19 protein-coding genes are annotated in these 21,541 nt (G+C 69.0%); 3 read left to right on the top strand and 16 right to left on the bottom strand.

The window, feature by feature from the left end; all coding sequences use genetic code 11:
• Positions 1-75: 75 nt before the first annotated feature.
• The 13 genes from IS481_RS00835 to recA all read right to left on the bottom strand — a co-directional run bounded on the left by IS481_RS00835 (position 76) and on the right by recA (position 15,480).
• A complete protein-coding gene (locus IS481_RS00835) occupies positions 76-1,992 on the bottom strand; it encodes a sulfatase-like hydrolase/transferase (protein ID WP_104357390.1) in 1,917 nt (638 codons plus the stop codon).
• 114 nt (positions 1,993-2,106) lie between these two features.
• Positions 2,107-2,550 carry a pilin gene (locus IS481_RS00830; RefSeq protein ID WP_104357389.1) on the bottom strand — a complete coding sequence of 148 codons (444 nt, stop codon included), beginning with the start codon at positions 2,548-2,550 and terminating at the stop codon, positions 2,107-2,109.
• A 163-nt stretch (positions 2,551-2,713) separates the two neighbouring features.
• Positions 2,714-3,475, bottom strand: coding sequence for an MBL fold metallo-hydrolase (locus IS481_RS00825; protein ID WP_104357388.1), 762 nt, complete (start codon positions 3,473-3,475; stop codon positions 2,714-2,716).
• 37 nt (positions 3,476-3,512) lie between these two features.
• A complete protein-coding gene (locus IS481_RS00820; protein WP_232529397.1) occupies positions 3,513-5,762 on the bottom strand; it encodes a CHASE2 domain-containing protein in 2,250 nt (749 codons plus the stop codon).
• Positions 5,763-5,868: 106 nt separating this feature from the next.
• Entirely contained in the window at positions 5,869-6,546 is a 678-nt protein-coding gene (locus IS481_RS00815; protein WP_104357387.1) for an FHA domain-containing protein, read from the bottom strand.
• Positions 6,547-6,578: 32 nt separating this feature from the next.
• Complete coding sequence (locus IS481_RS00810; RefSeq protein ID WP_104357386.1) at positions 6,579-7,364, bottom strand: Stp1/IreP family PP2C-type Ser/Thr phosphatase; 786 nt, start codon at positions 7,362-7,364, stop codon at positions 6,579-6,581.
• A 24-nt stretch (positions 7,365-7,388) separates the two neighbouring features.
• Positions 7,389-10,100, bottom strand: coding sequence for a CHASE2 domain-containing serine/threonine-protein kinase (locus tag IS481_RS00805; RefSeq protein WP_104357385.1), 2,712 nt, complete (start codon positions 10,098-10,100; stop codon positions 7,389-7,391).
• A gap of 133 nt (positions 10,101-10,233) precedes the next feature.
• Positions 10,234-10,953: a TerC family protein gene (locus IS481_RS00800; protein ID WP_104357384.1), complete on the bottom strand. Its 720-nt coding sequence runs from the start codon at positions 10,951-10,953 to the stop codon at positions 10,234-10,236.
• A 184-nt stretch (positions 10,954-11,137) separates the two neighbouring features.
• Complete coding sequence (gene sucD / locus IS481_RS00795; protein ID WP_104357383.1) at positions 11,138-12,031, bottom strand: succinate--CoA ligase subunit alpha; 894 nt, start codon at positions 12,029-12,031, stop codon at positions 11,138-11,140.
• A gap of 21 nt (positions 12,032-12,052) precedes the next feature.
• Positions 12,053-13,213: an ADP-forming succinate--CoA ligase subunit beta gene (gene sucC / locus IS481_RS00790; protein ID WP_104357382.1), complete on the bottom strand. Its 1,161-nt coding sequence runs from the start codon at positions 13,211-13,213 to the stop codon at positions 12,053-12,055.
• Positions 13,210-13,800 (bottom strand): DUF2889 domain-containing protein, encoded by a 591-nt coding sequence (locus IS481_RS00785; protein ID WP_104357381.1) that lies wholly within the window; start codon positions 13,798-13,800, stop codon positions 13,210-13,212. The genes sucC and IS481_RS00785 overlap by 4 nt, the downstream gene beginning before the upstream one ends.
• 93 nt (positions 13,801-13,893) lie before the next feature.
• Positions 13,894-14,343, bottom strand: a complete 450-nt coding sequence (gene recX / locus IS481_RS00780; protein WP_104357380.1) for a recombination regulator RecX — start codon at positions 14,341-14,343, stop codon at positions 13,894-13,896.
• Positions 14,344-14,364: 21 nt separating this feature from the next.
• Positions 14,365-15,480 (bottom strand): recombinase RecA, encoded by a 1,116-nt coding sequence (gene recA / locus IS481_RS00775; protein WP_104357379.1) that lies wholly within the window; start codon positions 15,478-15,480, stop codon positions 14,365-14,367.
• A gap of 192 nt (positions 15,481-15,672) precedes the next feature.
• Between recA and IS481_RS00770 the strand changes: the two genes are divergently transcribed.
• Together IS481_RS00770 and IS481_RS00765 are read left to right on the top strand one after the other, a co-directional pair.
• Positions 15,673-16,344 carry a response regulator gene (locus IS481_RS00770; RefSeq protein ID WP_104357378.1) on the top strand — a complete coding sequence of 224 codons (672 nt, stop codon included), beginning with the start codon at positions 15,673-15,675 and terminating at the stop codon, positions 16,342-16,344.
• Between the two features lie 27 nt (positions 16,345-16,371).
• The gene (locus IS481_RS00765; RefSeq protein WP_104357377.1) at positions 16,372-17,874 is read left to right on the top strand and encodes a sensor histidine kinase; all 1,503 of its coding nucleotides are present in this window, start codon (positions 16,372-16,374) and stop codon (positions 17,872-17,874) included.
• Between the two features lie 16 nt (positions 17,875-17,890).
• On the opposite strand, the gene IS481_RS00760 is transcribed toward IS481_RS00765, so the two are convergent.
• The 3 genes from IS481_RS00760 to IS481_RS00750 are packed head-to-tail and all read right to left on the bottom strand — an operon-like array spanning position 17,891 to position 20,689.
• A complete protein-coding gene (locus IS481_RS00760) occupies positions 17,891-19,195 on the bottom strand; it encodes a TRAP transporter large permease (protein WP_104357376.1) in 1,305 nt (434 codons plus the stop codon).
• A 10-nt stretch (positions 19,196-19,205) separates the two neighbouring features.
• The gene (locus IS481_RS00755) at positions 19,206-19,715 is read right to left on the bottom strand and encodes a TRAP transporter small permease (RefSeq protein WP_104357375.1); all 510 of its coding nucleotides are present in this window, start codon (positions 19,713-19,715) and stop codon (positions 19,206-19,208) included.
• A gap of 2 nt (positions 19,716-19,717) precedes the next feature.
• Positions 19,718-20,689 carry a TRAP transporter substrate-binding protein gene (locus tag IS481_RS00750; protein ID WP_104357374.1) on the bottom strand — a complete coding sequence of 324 codons (972 nt, stop codon included), beginning with the start codon at positions 20,687-20,689 and terminating at the stop codon, positions 19,718-19,720.
• A gap of 275 nt (positions 20,690-20,964) precedes the next feature.
• Here IS481_RS00750 and IS481_RS00745 point away from each other — a divergent pair, with 275 nt between their 5' ends.
• A complete protein-coding gene (locus tag IS481_RS00745; RefSeq protein ID WP_104357373.1) occupies positions 20,965-21,504 on the top strand; it encodes a winged helix DNA-binding protein in 540 nt (179 codons plus the stop codon).
• Positions 21,505-21,541 lie beyond the last annotated feature (37 nt).

The raw sequence follows: 21,541 nt of genomic DNA, 5'->3' as shown, positions 1-21,541 counted from the left end.
CGGATCGGGACCGCCGTCATCGGGGGCGCGGTCGGCACCCGCTGCTTCAGCATTGAACCATCCCTTTCGTCACTTTCAGTGAGCCCTCGACGCGCTCGCCTGCCTCTCGAGCTGTCGCCGGTAATGCTCGATCGCGGCCACGTCCTGCGGGTCGGGGCGCTCTTCCCGCAACGTGCCGTGACCGGCGTCGATCCGGTACGTGTAGTACCGCCCCTGGGCCGCCCGGTAGTACGTGATCCGGTCCGGGCAGCGCCAGCCCACGTCCTTGGTGCGCACCAGAACCGGCAGCATCTCTTCCTTCAATCGCATCCGACCCTGCACGTCGATCTCGTACAGTCCCTGCGCTTCCCGCACGACGTCCCCGGCCTTGAGCTTGCGGTAGTCCCGGATCGCGTTGAGGCGCAAGCCGGTTTCCACCGGCATGCAGGCCTGGGCTGGCTGCAGCGCCACCTCGCCGGTGCGCACGTAGTGTTCGACGGCACCGCGCAGGTCGAGGAGCGAGACCTGCTCGTGGCGCACTTCGGGTTCGCTCACCACCTGCCCGCCGGCAAACTGCACCAGGGCCAGCACGACGCGGTTGGCGTGGTCGCTGAGCAGGTCCACGCCGTGGCCGTAGCCCTTCAGCTCCACGGGGTGGCCGTCCCGCGTGGTATGCGCCTCCAGCTCCCCGAGCTGTTCCCCGTGGTCCGACAACACGACCACCAGCGCGTCCTCGAGGTGCCCCTGCCGCCTCAGCTCGGCGAGCAGGTGGCCGACCTGGGCGTCGACGCCGCTCAGCGCCTCGACATGCCGGGCCAGGAACCCGTTGGTGCTGCCGTGGCGGATGCGCGCATGTCGGCTCTGGAACGGGAAATGCCCTGCGAGGAAATGCGTGGCGAGGAACAGCCGCGGCGCACCGGCGGTCGCGGCCGCGATCTCCTCGACGAAGCCGGCCGCGTCGTAGTTGGCATGCGACGCCACATTGACGCGCGAGTAGGGCAGCAGCAGGTGCGCGAGCCTCGTCTGCAGCAGGAGGTTGGTCAGCGGCGAGTCGTTGACCGCCTGCACCGCGAAATCGAGCACGCCGGCCTCGGGCCCCACGACGGCATCGAAGCCGAACCCCTCGTCAATGTGGTTGAAGCGGCGCTCGTCGATCGCGTACACCGTGCGGTAGGCCTGGGCCTTCAACGTGTGAGGCAGCAGCCCCTCACGCTGCACATGTTCCAGGTTGCGCAGGTTGAAGATCGCGCCATGCACGGCCGGCGGCTGTCCCGACAGCACGCTCATCCAGGCCGGGAAGGTGCGCGCAAGCGGCGTGTAGGCCCGCTCGTACCGCACGGACGAGCGCAACAGGGCCTGCAGGTGGGGCAGGTGATGCTGCTCCCGTTCCAGCAGCGCCGCCGACAGCGAATCGATGCCGATGAGGATGACGTTGCGCCGTGGCGCCGCCATGGCCGCCTCGCCCTGCGCCTCGCGCAGCGGCACGAGCCACAGGCTGCCCGCCACCCCCGCCAGGCCCGCCACGAGCAGTGGCGCCGCCGCGCGCCGGGAAAACGTCAGGACACGCACCCTGTCCCATGCCCACAGCGCCGCGGTGACACCCAGCAGCGCGGCGACGACCACCAGCACCCAGGGGGTGGCGACCCCCCCGACCGCCACGGAATAGTTCGACAGCGGAAACCACACCGCATTGCCGGCGGCCAGCAGCATCCAGCCCAGCAGCAGGTAGGCCAGCCGCGCCAGCCGCCCGTCGAGCTGCCACCGCACGGCGGCAAAGTTGGCGAGCGAGCGCAGCGGGAGATAGCAGGCACCGATCAATGCGAGATGCGCCAGCAGGTGGCGCAGGATCTCGCGCTGGACCGCAGGCGTGGCAAGCGCCTCCTGGACGGTGGCCGACGCACCTGCATTGCCGTGCATCCAGCCGGGCAGCATCCAGCCCACAGGCGCTTCATAGAGCAGGACAAACAGCGCAAACCACAGGCATTCCGTGGTCCAGCTGAGGTCGCGGCGCATGCGCTTGCGGTATCCGTTTGTGATTCGCCCATGAAAGAAGCCCTGCATGCTCGCGCATGGAGGGCTTCTGCGTCCAGGCCTGTCAGAACTCAGGCCTGCCAGGCTGGATCACGATCAGCCGCCGGTGGAGCCACCACCCGTACCACGGCACTCGGCAGGAACGTACTTCGCTTGGTCGGGGTTCGTCACGGCGCACGCCCAGGTCACGCCAGAGCTGTCGGCGGTCGGGGTCAGCGTCAGGTCCACGTCGATGGAGCTGGTCGCCGACACGCTCACCGACAGCACGCCATCGCCGCTGCAGCTCAGGGTGGTCCGGCCGATCGTACCTGTGTTCACGCCGGCGCAGGCGTCATCGGTGTCGGCAGCCAGGTTTTCGGAGACGGTGGCCTTGGCGCCGGAGGCGATCACCAGGCCTTCCGACACGCGGGCGCGGACGGTGTAGTCCTGGTAAGCCGGCAGCGCGATCGCAGCCAGGATACCGATGATCGCCACGACGATCATCAGTTCGATCAGCGTGAAACCTTGTTGCACGCGCTGGATGGGACGAAGTTGCTTCATGCGGGTTCTCCTTCGGGGTTTGAGGAAGCGCTGCCTCTCATGCAGGGGCTGTGCCAGCCCTGGAGGCCGCATGGTTCGTGACCGAGTGCACGGAAAACTGACGTGCTGTCGACCTTTTCTGCGACCGGACGTGTCATCTGCCCTGCGGGTGTGACAGGAAACGTCAGATCACGAACACCTGGCCCGCCTCGAGGTGCTCGATGCGATGACCGGAATCGAGCGCATGCACCTGGGTCACGATGGCGCCCATGCCGCCGGGCTTGGCGTGGGTGACGAACACCGGCACGTCGCGCGCCAGGCTGCGCAGCTCCTGCGCCAGCGTGCTGGGCGACAGATGCTTGCTCGCCGCGGCCAGCTCGCGCTCGTCGTCGCCGAAGGCGGTCTCGATCACCAGCATCGCGACGCGCCGGCGTGCCAGCAGCGGCCACAGCGCGGGGTTGGGGCCGGTGTCGCCGGTGTAGGCCCACCAGCCGGTGCGGCCCTCGACCGCATAGCCCACCGCCGGCACGGTGTGCTCGGCCGGCAGCACCTCGATGCGCTTGCCGTCCAGGTCCAGGACCTGGCCGGCGGCCAGCGGCTCCATCTTCAGCACCGGGCGCTCGCGCGAGGGCAGCTGCGTGAAGTCGGGCCAGATCACCCAGTTGAGGATGTGTGCGCGCAGCGCCTCGAGCGTCTCGGGCAGCGCATGGACCACGATGGGCCGAGTGCGCCGGTTCATCACGCTGTCGACCAGCAGCGGGATCGAGACGATGTGGTCCAGGTGCGAGTGCGTGATGAGGATGTGGTTGATGCGGGCCAGCTCGTCGAGGGTCAGGTCGCCGACGCCGGTGCCGGCGTCGACGAGCAGGTCGTCATCGAGCAGGAATGAGGTGGTCTTGCACCCCGCCGCGATGGCGCCGGAGCAGCCCAACACCCGGACTTTCATGTGCTGCGCGCTTGTGTTCTGAGTCTGTATGGCGGATCTAGCGGGCCTCGAAGGCACCGTCCCAGCCTGCAGGCGGCGGGTGCTTGCGCAAATGCGCCACGCGATAGGCAAACAGACTGTACAGCCGCTTGTCCGGGTTCATGCGTTGCAAATTCAACAGTTGGACGTCCGCCTGGTCCCAATCCTGCGCGCGGTAGGCTTTCAGTGCCATATGCCACGCCATGAGCTCGCTGGCCAGCGCCTTGTCGCTGTCCGGCGAGGCGGGCAACGGCGTGTAGAGCGCGAGCGGCCGGTCGCGGCCCTTGACGAGCACGCGGTCGACCTCCTGCCACGGCAGGTGGTTTGCGGCGTCGCGCGTGCCTTCGGCGGCCAGCACGTCCAGGCCGTAGCTGCGCGCCAGCGCCTCCACGCGCAGGGCGAGCGTCACGGCCTCGCCCATCGCGGTGTAGTTGCGGCGCAGTTCGGAGCCCATGTCGCCGACCCAGGTCATGCCGGAGGCCAGGCCGATGCCCAGGCTCACTTCCGGCAGCCCGCGCGCCTTCAGCTCGGCGTTGAGCGCCGGCACCTCGCGCACCAGCGCCTGCGCGGCCTGCACGGCCAGCTCGGCGTGGCGCGGCTCGTCCAGCGGTGCCCCCCAGAAGGCGATCACCGCATCGCCGACGTACTTGTCCAGCGTGCCGCGGTGCGCGCGGATCACCTCGGTGATGCGCGCAAGGCACAGGCCCAGCAGCTCGCGCACCTGCGCCGCCTCCAGCGAGGCCGTCAGCGCGGTGAAGTGGCGCAGGTCGCAGCACATCACGGTCAGCGGCCTGCTGGCGGGGGCCATGTCGTAGCGCTGGCCGGGCCGGTCGGCCATCTCGGCCAGCAGCTCCGGGGGCACGTAGCCGCCGAACAGGCGCGTGAGCTGCCGGCGCGAGCGGTTCTCGAAGAAGTAGCCGATGGCCACGTGCACCGCGAGCAGCGCGGCCGCGAGCAGCAGCAGCGAAGCCACCGGCATGACCAGCCGCGCGCCCAGGTACAGCCAGGTGTCCAGCGCCAGGATCAGCAGCAGGGCGCCGGCGGCGGCCAGCACCGCGGCCACCGGCCCCAGCCGGGGCAGCAGCAGGGTCAGGGAGAGGCCCACCAGCAGCAGCATCATGACCTCGTAGCCCAGCGCGTAGTCGGGCCGCACCGGCAGGCGCGCGTCGAGCAGGCCGGCCAGCAGGTTGGCATGGGCCTCGACGCCGGGATAGACCTCGCCGACCGGGGTGGCGCGCAGGTCGTACATGCCCGGCGCCGTGGTGCCCACCAGCACGATGCGCCCGCGCAGCTCGCCCGGCGCGAGCCGCCCGCCCAGCACGTCGGCCGCCGACACGTAGCGGAACGAGCCGCCCCCGGGCCCGCCCGGGCCGCGGTAGGGCACCAGCGCGCCGACCTGCGCGTCCACCGGGATCGTCAGCGGGGCCGCCGCCCCGGCCACCGGCAGGCGCAGGCTCTCCAGCCCCTGGTAGCTGCGCGGCAGCCAGCGCTCGGCCGGGAAGCCCGGCTGCACCGGCGGCCAGCCGTGCAGGCCGCGGTACATCGCCAGCGCCAGCGATTCGTAGTAGCGGCCCTGGTAGTCGGCCAGCAGCGGCACCGAGCGCACGATGCCGTCGGCATCGGGCAGCACGTTGAAGAAGCCGGCATGCGGCGCGGCCTCGGCCAGCACCGGCAGGTTGGCGCCATGGCCGTCCCAGCGCGTGAAGCGCACCGGCCGGCCGGCCAGCGCGCTGCGCTCCATCACCGGCGCGGGCAGGACGCCGCTGGCCAGCCCGCCGCGGTCGCTGGTGAAGTAGTAGCCGAGCACCACCGGCCGGTCGCGCAGCGCGTCGGCGAAGCGCGCGTCGTGGTCCAGCGCCGGGCGCAGCTGCCGCAGCCGCTCGCGGAAGGCGGGCACGTGCTGCAGTTCGCCCTCGGCCAGCTGCTCCAGCCGGGCCAGGCCCGAGCTGCGGTCCGGTTCGGGAAAGACGATGTCGAAGCCGACCAGGCGCACCTGCTGGCGCTCGAACAGCTCGTCGGCCAGCTGCGCGAGCCGGTCACGGCTCCAGGGCCAGCCGCCGATCTCGGCAAGGCTCTTCTCGTCGATGTCGACGATGACGATGCGCTCGTCCAGCGTGCGCGGCATGGCGAGCCGCAGCCGGTGGTCGTAGACGAAATGGTCGAGGCGCTCGACGAATTCCAGCCGCAGCGTGCCGGCCGCATGCAACAGCAGCAGGAGCAGCAGGGCCGCAGTGATCATCCACCGTGGCCAGTGCTGCTTGACGTTCACGCGGTTTCCTCGGGCCGGAAGGACGCTGCCGGCACCCCCGGCGGAACGTTGGCGCAACCCCGGCCGTCACGGCCCCTGCCGCGCGCACGCCTCCGCCAGCGGCGGCTCAGGACTGGACGAACTGCATCTGCGTGCCGGCCAGCTCGATGACGTCCCCGTTCTTCAGGTAGACCGGGTCGCTGCCGACGACGTTGCCGTTGACCGAGGGCTTCATCGCGCCTTCGACATGGGCGAAGACGTAGCCGCCCGGGCGCTTGGTGATCGAGGCGACCTGCACGCCGGGCTTGCCGACCGTGGTGACCACCTTGGTCAGGCTGACCTCGCGGCCGGCCGCCGCGCCGTTGAGCACCCGGATCGAGGCCGCCGGGACCGGCGAGGTGCCCAGGCCGCCGAAGCCGGAGGGCGTGCTCAGCGGCGACGGCGACGGCGCGTACCCGCCCGCGGCCGCACCGGCCGAGCCGGGCTTCATGACCATGGTCTTCTCGTAGTCGGTGGCCTCGTCGGTCAGGTACTTGATCTTGTACTTGCCGATCTCGACGGTGTCGTTGTGCGCCAGCAGCTGCTTCTTGATGGCCTTGCCGTTGATGTAGGTGCCGTTGGTGCTGTTGAGGTCCTCGATGAAGACGTCCTGCCCGACCATCTGCAGCACCGCGTGCTCGCCGCTGACGGCCAGGTTGTCGATGACGATGTCGTTGTAGGGACGCCGGCCCAGGGTGGTCTTGTCCTTGGTGAGCTGGACTTCCTTGATCACCACTCCGTCGAGCGAAACGACAAGTTTCCCCATGCTTGACCTCTGTTGAAATGACACTGCGGCGCTCAGCGCCTGAACGGCCACCAGGAACGACCGCCGGCGTTCGGGGACCCTTGAGCCCTCACGAGCACGACGGCGATATTATCCCGTCCGCCTGCGGCATTCGCCGCTGCGACCAACCCGGTGCCCGCCTCGCGCAGGTCGGTGGCACTTTGTAACAAGGCCGCGATCTGCTCGTCGCTGATCATGTCGGACAGCCCGTCCGAACACAGCAGGATCACGTCGCCGGCGAGCACGTCGTGCATGTGGGTTTCCAGCAGCACGTTGTCCTCGACGCCGACCGCCCGCGTCACCAGGTTCTTGTTGGCCGAGTATGCCGCCTGCTCCTGGGTGATGAGGCCGGCGTCGATCTGCTCCTGCAGCAGCGAGTGGTCCTTCGTGATCTGCGTCAGCTTGCCGTTGCGAAAACGGTATGCCCGGGAGTCCCCGATGTGCCCCAGCAGCAGCCGCCCCTCGCGCAGCACCGCCACCACCAGCGTGGTGCCCATGCCGGCGTACTGCGGGTTGGAGTTGGCGGCGTTGAAGATGGCCCGGTTGGCGTTGTCGACGCAGATGTCCATCGCACGCCGCACGTCGGTGTCCGACGCGTTGGCCGCGGCCTCGGTCAGCCAGCGCCCCAGCTCGGACTTGATGAAGGCCGTGGCCATGCCGCTGGCGATCTCGCCCGCGTTGTAGCCGCCCATGCCGTCGGCCAGGACGGCCAGGCCTGCCTGTTCGTCCACGGCGACCGAATCCTCGTTGTTGTCGCGGGCTCGACCCGGGTCGGTAAGGCAAAAGAACTCGAAAAGCATGGGAGCGGAAAGCAAAGCCGGCACCTAGTTGCGGGGCTTGGAAGCGGGAGCCGCGGCCGGGTGGGCTGGATTGTGCCGCGGATCGCCGCCGGCCACAGAAGGCATGCCCCCTTGGTCGCGGGGGGACAGGCACAGCGTGGGTTCCAGCGCGCCGCCGGCCGCCTGCGCCGCCCCCGCCACCGCCGCGAGACCCGCCCCGGGGGGCAGCACGGTGGTGGCGTCGTCGGCCGCGGCCGGCCCCGGCTGGGCCTGCTGCAGGCTCTCGGCCACCTTGCGCAGGTCCTCGGCCAGCTGGCGGCCGTCGGCGTAGCGGACCTCGGCGCGCTTCTCGACCGCCAGCGCGACGATGTCGGCCAGCGCCTCGGGCAGGTCGGGGCGCAGCGTGCGGATGTCCGGCGCCGGTTCGTTGGCGATCTTGTACATGAGCTCGGCCATCGACTCGCCGCGGAACGGCAGCTGGCCGGTCAGCAGCTGGAACAGCGTCACGCCCAGCGAATAGAGGTCGCTGCGCCCGTCGATCTTGCGCCCGGCGATCTGCTCGGGCGACATGAACGAGGGGGTGCCGAGCACCATGCCGGTCTTGGTGCGCGACGAGTCGGTGATGCGCGCGATGCCGAAGTCCGTCACCTTGACGGTGTCGCTGGCCGGGTCGTACATGATGTTGGCCGGCTTGATGTCGCGGTGCACCACGCCCTGGGCATGGGCGTAGGCCAGCGCGTCGGCGACGCGGGCGATGATGGACAGCACCGTGGCCGGCGGCAGCAGCGCGCCGGCGCGGGTGTAGGGCACCAGGTCCTGGCCCTTGAGGAACTCCATCGCGATGTAGGCCAGGTCGTGTTCCTCGCCGGCATCGAAGATGGTGACGATGTTCGGGTGCTGCAGGCGCCCCGCGGTCTCCGCCTCGCGGAAGAAGCGCTGGCGCGCGTCCTCCAGCTCGGCGCCCTCGAACTCCTGGCTCAGGGCCATGGTCTTGATCGCGACCATGCGGCCGATCTTGGGGTCGCGGCCCAGGTAGACGACGCCCATCGCGCCCTTGCCCAGCTCCTTCTCGACCTGGTAGCGGCCCAGCATGGGCTTCTCGACCTGGCCGTCGGCCAGCAGCACGGTGCCGCCCGGCGACGAGGCCCCGGCGCCCAGCATCACGGTCTCGGACAGGTTCCTGGCCCGCGCCAGCTTGGCTTCCAGGTCCTTGTAGGTGCGGTCGTAGCCGGCCATGTGCTCGTAGACGGCCAGCGCCTTGTTGAACTGGCGCTTGCGCTCGAAGTCCAGCGCCAGGTTGTAGAGGTTGTCCATCACCGCGGGCGACAGCGGCACGCGGCGGAACTTGTCGAAGGCCATGTCCAGCTGGCCCTGGCCCTGCAGCGCCAGCCCGAGCATGCGGTTGGTCTCGGCCGATTCCTCGTCGGAGCGGATCTTGCCGGCCTCGGTGACGAGGAAGCGCTTGGTGGTCAGCAGCAGGTGGCCGATCAGCAGCAGCGCGGCCGGCAGCACGAATTGCACCCACACCGCCAGGCGGTTGAGCAGCAGCAGCTCGCCGGCCAGCAGCACCAGCAGCACCACCGCGGTGGCGGTGGCGCCGACCCCGGCGGACAGCCGCGGCAGCAGCACGATCAGGTACAGCGCGACCAGCACCACCGCACCGAGCGACAGGCCCTGCGCCCAGCCGGGCGAGGTGACGAAGTGCTCGGACAGGATGCTGGAGGTGATGTGCGCCATCGTCTCGACCGGCGTCATCGACGCGGCCACCGGCGTCGGCAGCGTGGTGCCCACGCCGGCCGCGGTGGCGCCGATCAGCACGATCTTGCCGGCGTACTTGGAGGCGGGGATCTTGTCGTTCAGGACGTCGAAGAAGGAATCGATCGGGAACGCCGGCCGGCCGTCGCTGGCGTAGAAGTGAGGACGCATCAACGCCGCGCCGTCGGTGACGATCCTCAGGCGCCCGAGCTCGATCACGTCGCCGGAGCCCACGCGCACGTCGCCGATGCCGAGGTTCAGGCTGCTGGCGGCGGCCAGCAGCGGCAGCGAGGGCACGGCGCGGCCGTAGTAGTCGATCAGCAGCGCGTCGCGGCGCACCGCGCCGTCCGGGTCCTGCAGCTGGCGCAGGTGGCCGATGCCGGCCGAGGCCGCGCCCAGCAGGGCGATGGGCTGCTGGGTCTCGATCGCGGTGACGAGGAAGGCGCCGGCCGGGTCCAGCGTGCTGGCCTGCGCGTACGGGGGCAGGGGCCGGTCGGGGCGGCCGAGCGGGTCGCCCAGACGCAGGTCGGCCGCCAGCAGCACGTTGCCGGCGTTCTTCATGCTGGCGGCCAGCCGGGTGTCGGTGTCGAGTGCGGCCTCGGCTTCCTGCAGCAGCTGCGCCGCTTGTGGGTTCTCACTCACCCCGGGCACCTCGCGCAGCCGGCGGATGTAGCCCAGGCCGCGGTCCTGCTGGGGTTCGAAGAAGAAGGCGGTGTGGACGATGGTCTTGGCGCCGGCCGCCGCGAGCTTGTCGATGAGCCGGGCGTGCACGTCGCGCGACCAGGGCCAGCGGCCGATGTTGGCGATGCTCTGGTCGTCGATCGCGATGACCGCGATGCGCTCGGACGGCGTGCGCGAGGCGCCGGCCATGCCGAAGTCGTAGTAGCGGCGCTCCATGCCGCCGATGAAGTCGGTCGCGGCATGCAGGAGGAGCACGCCCAGCACCACCCAGACGCCGACGAACCAGTCGGCCCGCCAGACGCCACCCTTCCTCTTGGTCATTGGAATGCCCTGCTTCTGTGCCTTTCGTGGCAGTGACTTGGCACGTTAGCAGAGCCCCCCGAGGCGCACAAGGGAGCCCCCCACAGGGGTGGATGCCCCCGCCTCGGGGAAGACGGGAGGGTGCGGAGAAGGGTCAGGCGGCGTCGGAAGAGGCCTCCTCGGCCTTCTTCGTGCGCGCCGCCCGCAGCTTGCCGACGACCAGCACCAGCAGCGCGCCACCGATGCCGAAGGCGTACTTGAGCATGTCGGTCTGCGGCAGGTGCGCGGCCACGGCGGGGTCGCCGATCATCATCGTGCCGGCGATCCAGCCGAGCAGCATGCCGCCCAGCGTGATGATGACCGGGAAGCGGTCCATCAGCTTGATCACCATCTGGCTGCCCCAGACGATGATGGGGATGGACACCAGCAGGCCGAAGATCACCAGCGGCATCTGGTGGTGGTCGGCCGCGGTCTCGGCCGCGCCGGCGATCGCGATGACGTTGTCCAGGCTCATCACGAAGTCGGCCACGATCACCGTCTTGACCGCCGCCCAGAGCTTGTCGCTGGCCTGGATGTTGGCGTGTTCGTCGTCGTCCTCGGGCGCGAGCAGCTTGACGCCGATCCACAGCAGCAGCAGCGCGCCGACGATCTTCAGGTAGGGGATCTGCAGCAGGGTCAGGGCGAAGAAGATCAGGACCACGCGCAGGGCGATGGCGCCGAAGGTGCCCCAGAAGATGCCCATCTTGCGCTGTGCCGGCGGCAGCTTGCGGCAGGCCAGGGCGATCACGACGGCGTTGTCGCCGCCGAGCAGGATGTCGATCATGATGATCTGCCCGACGGCCACCCAGAACTCGGGTGTCAGGAATTGCTCCATGTTCTGTCCTCTTGCATCTCGTGGCGCCCGGGCCGGCATGTTGCCCCGCGAGCGAACCTGTTAGTGTAGGCGGGCGCTTCCGGCAGGCGCTGCGACAACTACGTACGCACCGCCCCGGCCGCGGTCATCGGCAGCGAAAAAGGCCGCAGCAAGCGGCCTTTCGTGGATCGGGACGGGCGCGGGCTCAGAGCACGCTCTTGAGCAGCTTGCCCATCTCGGACGGGTTGCGCGTGACCTTGAAGCCGCACTCTTCCATGATGGCGAGCTTGGCCTCGGCGGTGTCGGCGCCGCCCGAGATCAGCGCGCCGGCGTGGCCCATGCGCTTGCCCGGAGGCGCGGTGACGCCGGCGATGAAGCCGACCACCGGCTTCTTCATGTTGTCCTTGCACCAGCGCGCGGCTTCGGCCTCGTCCGGGCCGCCGATCTCGCCGATCATGATGACGGCGTCGGTGTCCGGATCGTCGTTGAACATCTTCATCACGTCGATGTGCTTCAGCCCGTTGATCGGGTCGCCGCCGATGCCCACCGCGCTGGACTGGCCCAGGCCCAGCTCGGTCAGCTGCGCCACGGCTTCATAGGTCAGCGTGCCGGAGCGCGACACCACGCCGATGCGGCCCTTCTTGTGGATGTGGCCGGGCATGATGCCGATCTTGATCTCGTCGGGCGTGATCAGGCCCGGGCAGTTGGGGCCCAGCAGCAGCGTCTTCTTGCCGCCGGCGGCTTCCTTCTGCTTCATCTTGTTGCGCACCATCAGCATGTCGCGCACCGGGATGCCTTCGGTGATGCAGATCACCAGGTCCAGGTCGGCCTCGACGGCTTCCCAGATCGCCGCAGCAGCGCCCGCGGGCGGCACGTAGATCACGCTGACCGTCGCACCGGTGGCCTTGGCCGCTTCGGAGACGGTGGCGTAGATGGGGATGCCCTCGAAGTCCTCTCCGGCCTTCTTCGGGTTCACGCCGGCGACGAAGCAGTTCTTGCCGTTGGCATAGTCACGGCACATGCGGGTGTGGAACTGGCCCGTCTTGCCGGTGATGCCCTGGGTGATGACTTTGGTGTCCTTGTTGATCAGGATGCTCATTTCGGATTCCTCTCAGGGCAATTACTGCACCGCGGCCACGACCTTCTGCGCGGCTTCGGCCATCGTGTCGGCGGAGATGATGGGCAGGCCGGATTCGGCCAGCATCTTCTTGCCCAGGTCTTCGTTGGTGCCCTTCATGCGCACCACCAGCGGCACCTTCAGGCCCACCGCGCGGCTGGCGGTGATGACGCCGTCGGCGATCACGTCGCAGCGCATGATGCCGCCGAAGATGTTGACCAGGATGGCCTTCACGTTCGGGTTCTTCAGCATGATCTTGAAGGCCTCGGTCACCTTCTCGGCCGTCGCGCCGCCGCCCACGTCCAGGAAGTTGGCCGGCTCGCCGCCGAACAGCTTGATGGTGTCCATCGTGGCCATCGCCAGGCCCGCGCCGTTGACCAGGCAGCCGATGTTGCCGTCCAGGCTGATGTAGGCCAGGTCGAACTTGGACGCCTCGACCTCGGCGGGATCTTCCTCGTCCAGGTCACGGTAGGCGACGACCTCGGGATGGCGGAACAGGGCGTTGCTGTCGAAGTTGAACTTCGCGTCCAGCGCCTTGATGTTGCCGTTGCCTTCCAGGATCAGCGGGTTGATCTCGGCCAGCGAGGCGTCGGTCTCCATGTAGCAGCGGTACAGGTTCTTGAACACCTCGACCGCCTGCGCGACGGAGCCCTCGGGCACGCCGATGCCGGTGGCCAGCTGCTTGGCCTGCTCGTCGGTCAGGCCCACCAGCGGGTCCACGAAGACCTTGATGATCTTCTCGGGGGTCTTGGCGGCGACTTCCTCGATCTCCATGCCGCCTTCGCTGGAGGCCATCATCGCGACCTTCTGCGTGCCGCGGTCGGTCACGGCGGCGACGTAGTATTCCTTCTTGATGTCGGCGCCTTCCTCGATCAGCAGGCGGCGCACCTTCTGGCCTTCGGGGCCGGTCTGGTGCGTGACCAGCTGCATGCCGAGGATCTGCTCGGCCAGCGTCTTGACCTCGTCGATGGAGCGGGCCAGCTTCACGCCGCCGCCCTTGCCGCGGCCGCCGGCGTGGATCTGCGCCTTGACGACCCAGACCGGGCCGCCCAGCTTCTGGGCTGCTTCGATCGCTTCCTGCACGGTGAAGGCGGGGTAGCCGCGCGGCACCGGCACACCGAAGTTGCGCAAGATCTCCTTGCCTTGGTACTCATGAATCTTCATGGTGTGACTCTCTCTGGGTCGTCTACGGAAATGCCCGGCCCGGTCGGTTGCCGGTACCAGCGCGGGTAATACAGGCGCACTGTCTCGCCGTCGGCGCGCAGCGCGTGGCAGCGGTCGATCTGGAACGGCCGAGTCTCGCTGCTTTCCTGGGTGTGGATGACTTCGCCGGCAAAGGCCTGGATCACGGCGGTGGGCAGCACCTGGGCCAGCTCGGTGATGTGGGTGCAGCCCTGGACGCCGCCCAGGCGCTCCTTGACGGCGTGGCGGAATCCCTTGAGCAGGTTGAGCCCGACCAGGCGGGCATAGGCGTCGCCGTAGGCCTCGCAATGGCCCGGATACGGCACGCTGTGCGACTCGGCGCCGGCTTCGAGGATGTCGAAGCGCTCGTTGACCACCAGGCGCAGCGTCATGTCGTGCACCGGCTCGCCGGCCGCACGCACGCCGCTGGCCAGCGGAAAGTCGCGCGTCTTCACGTCGGTCAGGCGGGCATCGACTTCCCAAAGCCCGTCGCCGCGCGCATAGACGGCAAGGTCGATGCTGCGGCGATGCTTCAGCTGGCGGTGCGGGGCAGCCGGGGGAAGTGCCATTGTCAGCGGCGGATGCTGGCGGGTTTCAGGCCTGTTTCGGCGAACCCGTGACTTTATCATGGTGCGCTGCACCAAACCTGACGGGTGCCGCGGTCAATCGGGATCGACCCCACGCACCACGCGCCGGATCACCTCCGGCGAGAACCCGCGACCGGCCAGGAACCGCATCTGTTTCGCGCGCCCGGCCGGGTCGTCGGCCGGCTGGCCGAACTTCTTCTGCCACACGGCCAGCGCGCGCTCGTACTCGGTGGCCTGCAGCTGGCGCACCGCCGCGCCGACGGCCTCGTCGTCCAGCCCGTGGGCGTTCAGCTCCTGGCGGATGCGGGCCGCGCCGTAGCGTGCGGCCTTGCGGTGGACCAGCGATTGGACGAAACGCGCCTCGGACAGCAGGCCCTTGGCCTGCAGTTCGTCCAGCGCGGCTTCGACCTGCCCGGGCTCTTCCTCGTAGGGACGCAGCTTGCGCTCGAGCTCGGCGCGCGAGTGCTCGCGCGCGGCCAGGTATTTGAGCGCCCGGCCCTTGAGCGAGAGCTTGCCGAACCCCATCGCGCAGCCGGGCGGCCCGGCTTACTCGCCGGCGTCCTTGGCGTCCTTGGCTTCCTTGGCGGCCTTGCCCCCCTTGCCGTTGGGCTTCTCGGCCGCGGCGGGCTTCTCGGCGCCGGCCAGCAGCGGCACGCCCAGCGCGGCGCGCACCTTGTTCTCGATCTCGAAGGCGAGGTCGGGGTTTTCCTTCAGGAATTCGCGCGCGTTGTCCTTGCCCTGGCCGATCTTCTCGCCGTTGTAGGCGTACCAGGCGCCGGACTTCTCGATCACCCGGGCGTTCACGCCCAGGTCGATGATCTCGCCCTCGCGGCTGATGCCCTCGCCGTAGAGGATGTCGAAATCGGCGGTCTTGAACGGCGGGGACACCTTGTTCTTGACCACCTTGACCTTGGTCTCGCTGCCGATGACCTCGTCGCCCTTCTTGATGGAACCGACGCGGCGGATGTCCAGGCGCACCGAGGAATAGAACTTCAGCGCGTTGCCGCCGGTGGTGGTCTCCGGGCTGCCGAACATCACGCCGATCTTCATCCGGATCTGGTTGATGAAGATGACCATGCAGTTGGTCTTCTTGATCGTGGCGGTCAGCTTGCGCAGGGCCTGGCTCATCAGGCGGGCCTGCAGGCCGGGCAGCGCGTCGCCCATCTCGCCTTCGAGCTCGGCCTTGGGCGTCAGCGCCGCGACCGAGTCGACCACGATCAGGTCCACCGAGCCGGAACGCACCAGCGCGTCGACGATCTCCAGCGCCTGCTCGCCGGTGTCGGGCTGGGAAATCAGCAGGTCCTGCAGGTTGACGCCCAGCTTCTGCGCGTACTGCACGTCCAGCGCGTGTTCGGCGTCGATGAAGGCGCACACGCCGCCCTGCTTCTGCATCTCGGCGATGACCTGCAGCGTCAGCGTGGTCTTGCCCGAGGATTCGGGGCCGTAGATCTCGATCACGCGGCCGCGCGGCAGGCCGCCCACGCCCAGCGCGATGTCCAGGCCCAGCGAGCCGGTGGAGACGACCTGGATGTCCTCGGCCGCGTCGCCCTCGCCCAGGCGCATGATGGAGCCCTTGCCGAACTGCTTTTCGATCTGGGCCAGCGCGGCCTGCAGGGCCTTGGCCTTTTCAGTGCTGAGAGCGGATTTGTTCGGTGCGTCCATTCGGTTCTCCAAAGATCCGGTGCATTATCGCAGAAGCTGGATGTTTGTACAGTAATCGGGCGCCAGGGACATGCCGCACACGGGCCGGCACGGCCTTGCGGCGCCGCAACGTGCAGCCGGCGGCGCGGCACCTACAATCGGCCATTGCAGCGCCCACGCCAACGACGATACCCAAGCTGCAGGAGACAAGGAATGCGCATCCTGATCGCCGAAGACGATCAAGTGCTCGCCGACGGGCTGTTGCGCTCGTTGCGCAGCTCGGGCTACGCGGTCGACCAGCTCGGCACCGGCACCGAGGCCGACGCCGCCCTGTCCTCGCACGAATTCGACCTCGTCATCCTGGACCTCGGCCTGCCCAAGATGCACGGGCTGGAAGTGCTCAAGCGCCTGCGCGCGCGCGGCGCCACCACCCCGGTGCTGATCCTCACCGCGGCCGACAGCGTCGAGGAGCGCGTCAAGGGCCTGGACCTGGGCGCCGACGATTACATGGCCAAGCCGTTCTCGCTGGCGGAACTGGAAGCGCGCGTGCGCGCGCTGACGCGCCGCGGGCTGGGGGTGGCCTCCAGCGTGATCCGCCACGGGCCGCTGACCTTCGACCAGACCGGCCGGGTCGCCTACATGAACGACCAGATGATCGAGCTGTCGGCGCGCGAGCTGAGCCTGCTGGAAGTGCTGCTGCAGCGCGCCGGGCGGCTGGTCAGCAAGGACCAGCTGGTCGAGCGGCTGTGCGAGTGGGGCGAGGAAGTCAGCAACAACGCGATCGAGGTCTACATCCATCGCCTGCGCAAGAAGATCGAGCAGGGGCCGGTGCGCATCGCCACCGTGCGCGGCCTGGGGTACTGCCTGGAGAAGATCCCCAACTGACCGTCCGCCGCTGCGACCCGTCTCCTGATGCCGCCCAAACCCTTCGCGACCGGCCCCGGTCCGCGCGAGCAGCGTTCGCTGTTCGGCGAGATCCTGGACTGGATGCTCGCCCCGCTGCTGATGCTGTGGCCGATGAGCGTGGCGCTGACCTGGCTGGTGGCAGAGAACATCGCCAACCGCCCGTTCGACCACGCGCTGCGCGAGACCGCGCGGGCGCTGGCGCACCACATCGCGTCCTCCGAAGGGGCGATGGGACAGCTGCCCGGCGTGCTGTCGGAGTTCCTGCGCGCCGACAACGTCGACACCGTCTACTTCCAGGTGCTCGGCACGCGCGGCGAGTACGTCAGCGGCGACCGCGAGCTGCCGGTGCCGGATGACGGGCCGGCGCGCCCCGGCGAGGTGCTGCTGCGCAACGACGAGACGCACCACGAGCCGGTGCGGGTGGCCTACGTCTGGGTGCAGCTGGCCAGCGCGCCCGACGACGGCCCGGCGCTGGTGCAGGTGGCCGAGACGCTGAACAAGCGCTCGCAGCTGGCCACCGAGATCATCAAGGGCGTGATCCTGCCGCAGTTCCTGATCCTGCCGGTGGCGGTGCTGCTGGTGTGGCTGGCGCTGTCGCGCGGCATCGCGCCGCTGTCGGAGCTGCAGCAGCGCATCCGGCGCCGCCGCAGCGACGACCTGAGCCCGATCGACGAGCGCGAGGCGCCGGAGGAAGTGGCGCCGCTGGTGCGCTCGATCAACGACCTGCTGGCGCGGCTGGACCAGTCGCTGCAGACGCAGAAGCACTTCCTCGCCGATGCGGCGCACCAGCTCAAGACCCCGCTGGCGGGCCTGCGCATGCAGGCCGAGCTCGCGCAGCGCGAGATCGACGCCGGGCAGCGCGACCCGCAGGAGCTGAAGAAGTCGCTGCGGCAGATCGCGCGCTCCAGCCAGCGCGCCGCGCACATGGTCAACCAGCTGCTGTCGCTGGCGCGCGCCGAGAACCAGGGACAGCTGGCGCACCGCCACGAGGTGCCGCTGGCACGCATCGCGATGGATGCGGTGCACGAGTTCTTCCCGCGCGCGATGGAAAAGCGCATCGACCTCGGCTACGAAGGCCCCGACCCGGAACAGGCCGACGCGCGCGGCCCGCGCGTGCTGGGCAACCCGCTGCTGGTCAAGGAGCTGGCGCGCAACCTGGTCGACAACGCGATCCTCTACACGCCCGAGGGCGGCACGGTGACGGTGCGCATGTACAACGACCCGTTCGGCCAGGTCAGCGTGCTGCAGGTGGAGGACACCGGGCCGGGCATTCCCGAGGCCGAGCGCGAGAAGGTGTTCCAGCCGTTCTACCGGGCGCTGGGCACCGACGTCGACGGCAGCGGCTTGGGCCTGGCCATCGTGCGCGAGATCGCGCAGCAGCACGAGGCGGTGGTCGTGATCGACGACGCGCGCCCGGCCGTCGACGGGCAGTCGCGCGGCACGCGGGTGACGGTGCGCTTCCCCGCGGAGGCCGCGGCAGCCGAGGCCGCCCGCGCCCCCGGCGCCTGAGCGGCTCGGCGGGCGCTCAGCCCATCATGTGGCGGGGCAGCCAGGTCGCCAGCCCGGGAAACAGGTACAGCAGCCCGACCGCCGCCACCAGCAGCACGAACATCGGCGCCGAGGCGCGCGCGATCCACGGCAGCTCCCTGCCGGTCATGCCCTGCAGCACGAACAGGTTGAAGCCCACCGGGGGCGTGATCTGCGCCATCTCGACCACCAGCACCAGGAAGATGCCGAACCAGATCGGGTCGATGCCGGCGGTCTGCACGATGGGCAGCACCACGCCCATGGTCAGCACGATCACCGAGATGCCGTCGAGGAAGCAGCCCAGCACGATGTAGAACACCATCAGGGCCATGATCAGCATGAACGGCGACAGCCCGAGCGAGGCGATCCACTCGGCCAGGTGCCGCGGCAGGCCGATGTAGCCCATCGCCAGCGTCAGGAAGGCCGCGCCCGAGAGGATCAGCGCGATCATGCAGTACAGGCGCGTGGCGCCCATCAGCGAGTCGCGGAAGGTGCGCCAGTTCAGCGACCCCTGGCAGGCCGACAGGACCAGCGCGCCGACCACGCCCAGGCCCGCGGCCTCGGTCGCGGTGGCCAGGCCCGTGTAGATCGAGCCGAGCACGGCCAGGATCAGCAGCACCACCGGGATCAGGCTGCGCGAGGCCCGGAGCTTGTCGACGAAGCGCATCGAGGCGTCGGCCGCGGGCACCTTCTGCGGGTTCAGCAGCGCCCAGATCATCACGTAGCCCATCATCAGTGCCGCCACCATCAGCCCGGGCAGCACGCCCGCGGCGAACAGCCGCGCGATCGAGACGTCGGCCGTGACGCCGTAGACGATCATGATCAGCGACGGCGGGATCAGCAGCCCCAGCGTGCCGGCGCCGGCCAGCGTGCCGATGCTGATGCCGTCGGGATAGCCGCGCGACTTCAACTCGGGCAGCGCCATCTTGCCGATGGTCGCGCAGGTGGCCGCGCTCGATCCCGAGACGGCCGCGAAGATGGTGCAGCCGATCACGTTGGTGTGCAGCAGGCGGCCGGGCAGCCGGTTCATCCAGGGGGCCAGCCCCTTGAACATGTCCTCCGAGAGCTTGGTGCGGAACAGGATCTCGCCCATCCAGACGAACAGCGGCAGCGCCGTGAGCGTCCAGGACGAAGCCGACCCCCAGATCGTCACGGCCATCGCGTCGCCGGCCGGACGCGCGCTGAACAGCTGCATGCCGATCCAGGCCACGCCGGTGAGCGTGAGCCCGATCCACACGCCACTGCCCAGCAGCGCGAACAGGCTGAAGATCAAGAGGACCGTGATCACCAGGTCGTTGTTCATCGTGGTGCGCTCATTCGTTGAACTTCAGCTCGGCCGAAGCCGGACGCTCGCGCTTGTGCAGCAGCTCCAGGACCAGTTCGTCGACGAAGGCGATGAAGAACACCAGCCCGCCGACGGCCATCGACAGCTGCGGGATCCACAGCGGCGTGGCGTCGAAACCCGTGGAGATGTCGTTGAACTGGTACGACTCCCACACCAGGCGCGCGCTGTAGAAGGCGAACGCGCCGCTGAGCACCACCGCGATGACCAGGCACCACAGCTCCAGCACGCGGCGCGCGGCCGGGCGCACGCTGTTGAGCAGCAGCGTGACCCGGATGTGCTCGCCGCGCTTGAGGGTGTGGGCCAGCGCCAGGAACCCGGCGCCGGCCATGCAGTAGCCTGCGTACGCATCGAGGCCGCGCACCGGCAGGGTGACGATGCGGTCGAGCATGCTGGCGAGCACCGCCAGCAGCGTGCCGACCATCAGCAGGGCCGCCAGCCAGGCCGCGCCGTCGTAGAGCGCATCGAGCAGGCGGCGCATCGTCAGGACTTCTGGAAGGCCTCAACCACGGCCTTGCCCTCGGGACCGGCCTTCTCGAGCCACTCCTTGAGCATCGGCTCGCCGACCTGCTTGCGCAGCTGCTCCTTGAGCTGCGGCGAGGGCTCGACGATCTCCATGCCGTTCTTCTTGAGCAGGTCGAGGTACTCGCGGTCCTTCTCCTCCGAGACCTTCCAGCCGCGCTCCTCGGCGGCGGCGGCGGCCTTGAGCACCGCGTCCTGCGTGGCCTTGTCCAGCGCGTCGAAGGCACGCTTGTTCATGATGACCGCGTTCTTGGGCAGCCAGGCCTGGAAGTTGTAGTAGTACTTCAGGTGCTCGAAGACCTTGCTGTCGTAGCCGGTGGCGCCGGAGGTCATGAACGACTCGACCACGCCGGTGGCCAGCGCCTGCGAGAGTTCGGCCGCCTGCACCGTGACCGGCTGCGCGCCGATCAGCTCGGCGATGCGCGAGGTCGACGGGCTGTAGGCGCGCCACTTGGAGCCCTTGAGGTCGTCCAGCGAGCTGATCGGCTTCTTCGAGAACAGGCCCTGCGGCGGCCAGGCCACGGTGTACAGCAGCACCATGCCCTGGTCGGCGAGGCGCTTCTGCAGCACCGGCTTCTGCGCGACGTGGAGCTTGCGCGCCTCGGCGTAGCTGGTGGCCAGGAAAGGCAGGCCGTCGACGCCGAACAGCTGCCATTCGTTCTGGTAGTTGACCAGCAGGATCTCGCCCAGCTGCACCTGGTTGCCCTGCACCGCGCGCTTGATCTCGGGCGCCTTGAACAGCGAGGCGTTGGAGTGGACGGTGATCTGCAGCTTCCCGCCCGTGGCCTCGGCCACGTCCTTGCCGAACTGGACCAGGTTTTCGGTGTGGAAGTTGTTCGGCGGATAGGCGGACGCCAGGTCCCACTTGGTCTGGGCCGCGGCGCCGAGCGCCAGGCCACCGAGAGCGAGTGCAGCAAGTGATCTCTTGAACATGGAAGCTCCTTGCAGGTAGGACGCGGCGCTTGCCGCGGATGGCCACGAAAAATGCAAGATCGAGGCCAGACCTTGCCAACGCAAATGTAAGGATCTGACGACGATGTGATATCAGTACTTTCCCGATCTATCAACGATTTGTCGACATTTTGTTTTCAAACTGAGCTAGAGTTTCCTCCGTCACCCGTGCTGGCGGCGCCCCGTGGCGGGTCGCCGCGCACCGCGCGGGTGCGCACGAGGACCCGGAAAGGTTCGCCATGGCCCGAAAGAACAGGATGAGCAGCACCGAGCCCGTCGCCAGCGCAGAAATCGCGCCAGAGAGGATCGTCTCCTCGGCGCACCTGGTCTCCCCCCGCAGCCGCGAGCTGAGCGAGTTCGAGTTCGGCCTGATCGTCTCGAACAACGCGTTCTCGCGCTGGGTCGTCCACTGCATGTCGGCCGCCGGCCTGCGCGAGCTGACGCCGCTGGACGTGCTGGTGCTGCACCACGTGCACCACCGCGCGCGCGACAAGCGGCTGTCGGACATCTGCTTCATCATGAACGTCGAGGACACGCACCTCATCAACTACTCGCTCAAGAAGCTGCAGAACCTGGGCGTCGTGCAGTCCAGCCGCAACGGCAAGGACGTCACCTACGCCACCACCGACCTCGGCCGCCACTACGTCGAGCGCTACCGCGAGATCCGCGAGTCCTGCCTGATCAGCGCGCTCAAGGCCGACGACGCGCTGAACCAGCAGATCGGCGAGCTGGCACGCCTGCTGCGCGTGCTCTCCGGCGTGTACGACCAGGCGGCACGCGCGGCCGCCTCGCTCTGAGCGCGGCCCCACGCGCAGACCTCCGACCAGGGAGCCC

Source organism: Caldimonas thermodepolymerans (assembly GCF_015476235.1).
Lineage (GTDB): Bacteria > Pseudomonadota > Gammaproteobacteria > Burkholderiales > Burkholderiaceae_C > Caldimonas > Caldimonas thermodepolymerans.
Note: the sequence above shows the minus strand (reverse complement) of the source record. Positions and strands in the feature narration are given on the sequence as shown.

What these genes read in the sequence shown, in the direction of transcription:
- IS481_RS00755 (WP_104357375.1), bottom strand. Translation starts at nt 19,715, where the DNA reads ATGCGCCGCCTGCTCGATGCGCTCTACGACGGCGCGGCCTGGCTGGCG.
- IS481_RS00810 (WP_104357386.1), bottom strand. Translation starts at nt 7,364, where the DNA reads ATGCTTTTCGAGTTCTTTTGCCTTACCGACCCGGGTCGAGCCCGCGAC.
- sucC (WP_104357382.1), bottom strand. Translation starts at nt 13,213, where the DNA reads ATGAAGATTCATGAGTACCAAGGCAAGGAGATCTTGCGCAACTTCGGT.
- IS481_RS00765 (WP_104357377.1), top strand. Translation starts at nt 16,372, where the DNA reads ATGCCGCCCAAACCCTTCGCGACCGGCCCCGGTCCGCGCGAGCAGCGT.
- IS481_RS00830 (WP_104357389.1), bottom strand. Translation starts at nt 2,550, where the DNA reads ATGAAGCAACTTCGTCCCATCCAGCGCGTGCAACAAGGTTTCACGCTG.
- IS481_RS00800 (WP_104357384.1), bottom strand. Translation starts at nt 10,953, where the DNA reads ATGGAGCAATTCCTGACACCCGAGTTCTGGGTGGCCGTCGGGCAGATC.
- IS481_RS00835 (WP_104357390.1), bottom strand. Translation starts at nt 1,992, where the DNA reads ATGCGCCGCGACCTCAGCTGGACCACGGAATGCCTGTGGTTTGCGCTG.
- IS481_RS00760 (WP_104357376.1), bottom strand. Translation starts at nt 19,195, where the DNA reads ATGAACAACGACCTGGTGATCACGGTCCTCTTGATCTTCAGCCTGTTC.
- recA (WP_104357379.1), bottom strand. Translation starts at nt 15,480, where the DNA reads ATGGACGCACCGAACAAATCCGCTCTCAGCACTGAAAAGGCCAAGGCC.
- IS481_RS00770 (WP_104357378.1), top strand. Translation starts at nt 15,673, where the DNA reads ATGCGCATCCTGATCGCCGAAGACGATCAAGTGCTCGCCGACGGGCTG.
- IS481_RS00750 (WP_104357374.1), bottom strand. Translation starts at nt 20,689, where the DNA reads ATGTTCAAGAGATCACTTGCTGCACTCGCTCTCGGTGGCCTGGCGCTC.
- IS481_RS00785 (WP_104357381.1), bottom strand. Translation starts at nt 13,800, where the DNA reads ATGGCACTTCCCCCGGCTGCCCCGCACCGCCAGCTGAAGCATCGCCGC.
- IS481_RS00745 (WP_104357373.1), top strand. Translation starts at nt 20,965, where the DNA reads ATGAGCAGCACCGAGCCCGTCGCCAGCGCAGAAATCGCGCCAGAGAGG.
- IS481_RS00825 (WP_104357388.1), bottom strand. Translation starts at nt 3,475, where the DNA reads ATGAAAGTCCGGGTGTTGGGCTGCTCCGGCGCCATCGCGGCGGGGTGC.
- IS481_RS00805 (WP_104357385.1), bottom strand. Translation starts at nt 10,100, where the DNA reads ATGACCAAGAGGAAGGGTGGCGTCTGGCGGGCCGACTGGTTCGTCGGC.
- recX (WP_104357380.1), bottom strand. Translation starts at nt 14,343, where the DNA reads ATGGGGTTCGGCAAGCTCTCGCTCAAGGGCCGGGCGCTCAAATACCTG.
- sucD (WP_104357383.1), bottom strand. Translation starts at nt 12,031, where the DNA reads ATGAGCATCCTGATCAACAAGGACACCAAAGTCATCACCCAGGGCATC.
- IS481_RS00815 (WP_104357387.1), bottom strand. Translation starts at nt 6,546, where the DNA reads ATGGGGAAACTTGTCGTTTCGCTCGACGGAGTGGTGATCAAGGAAGTC.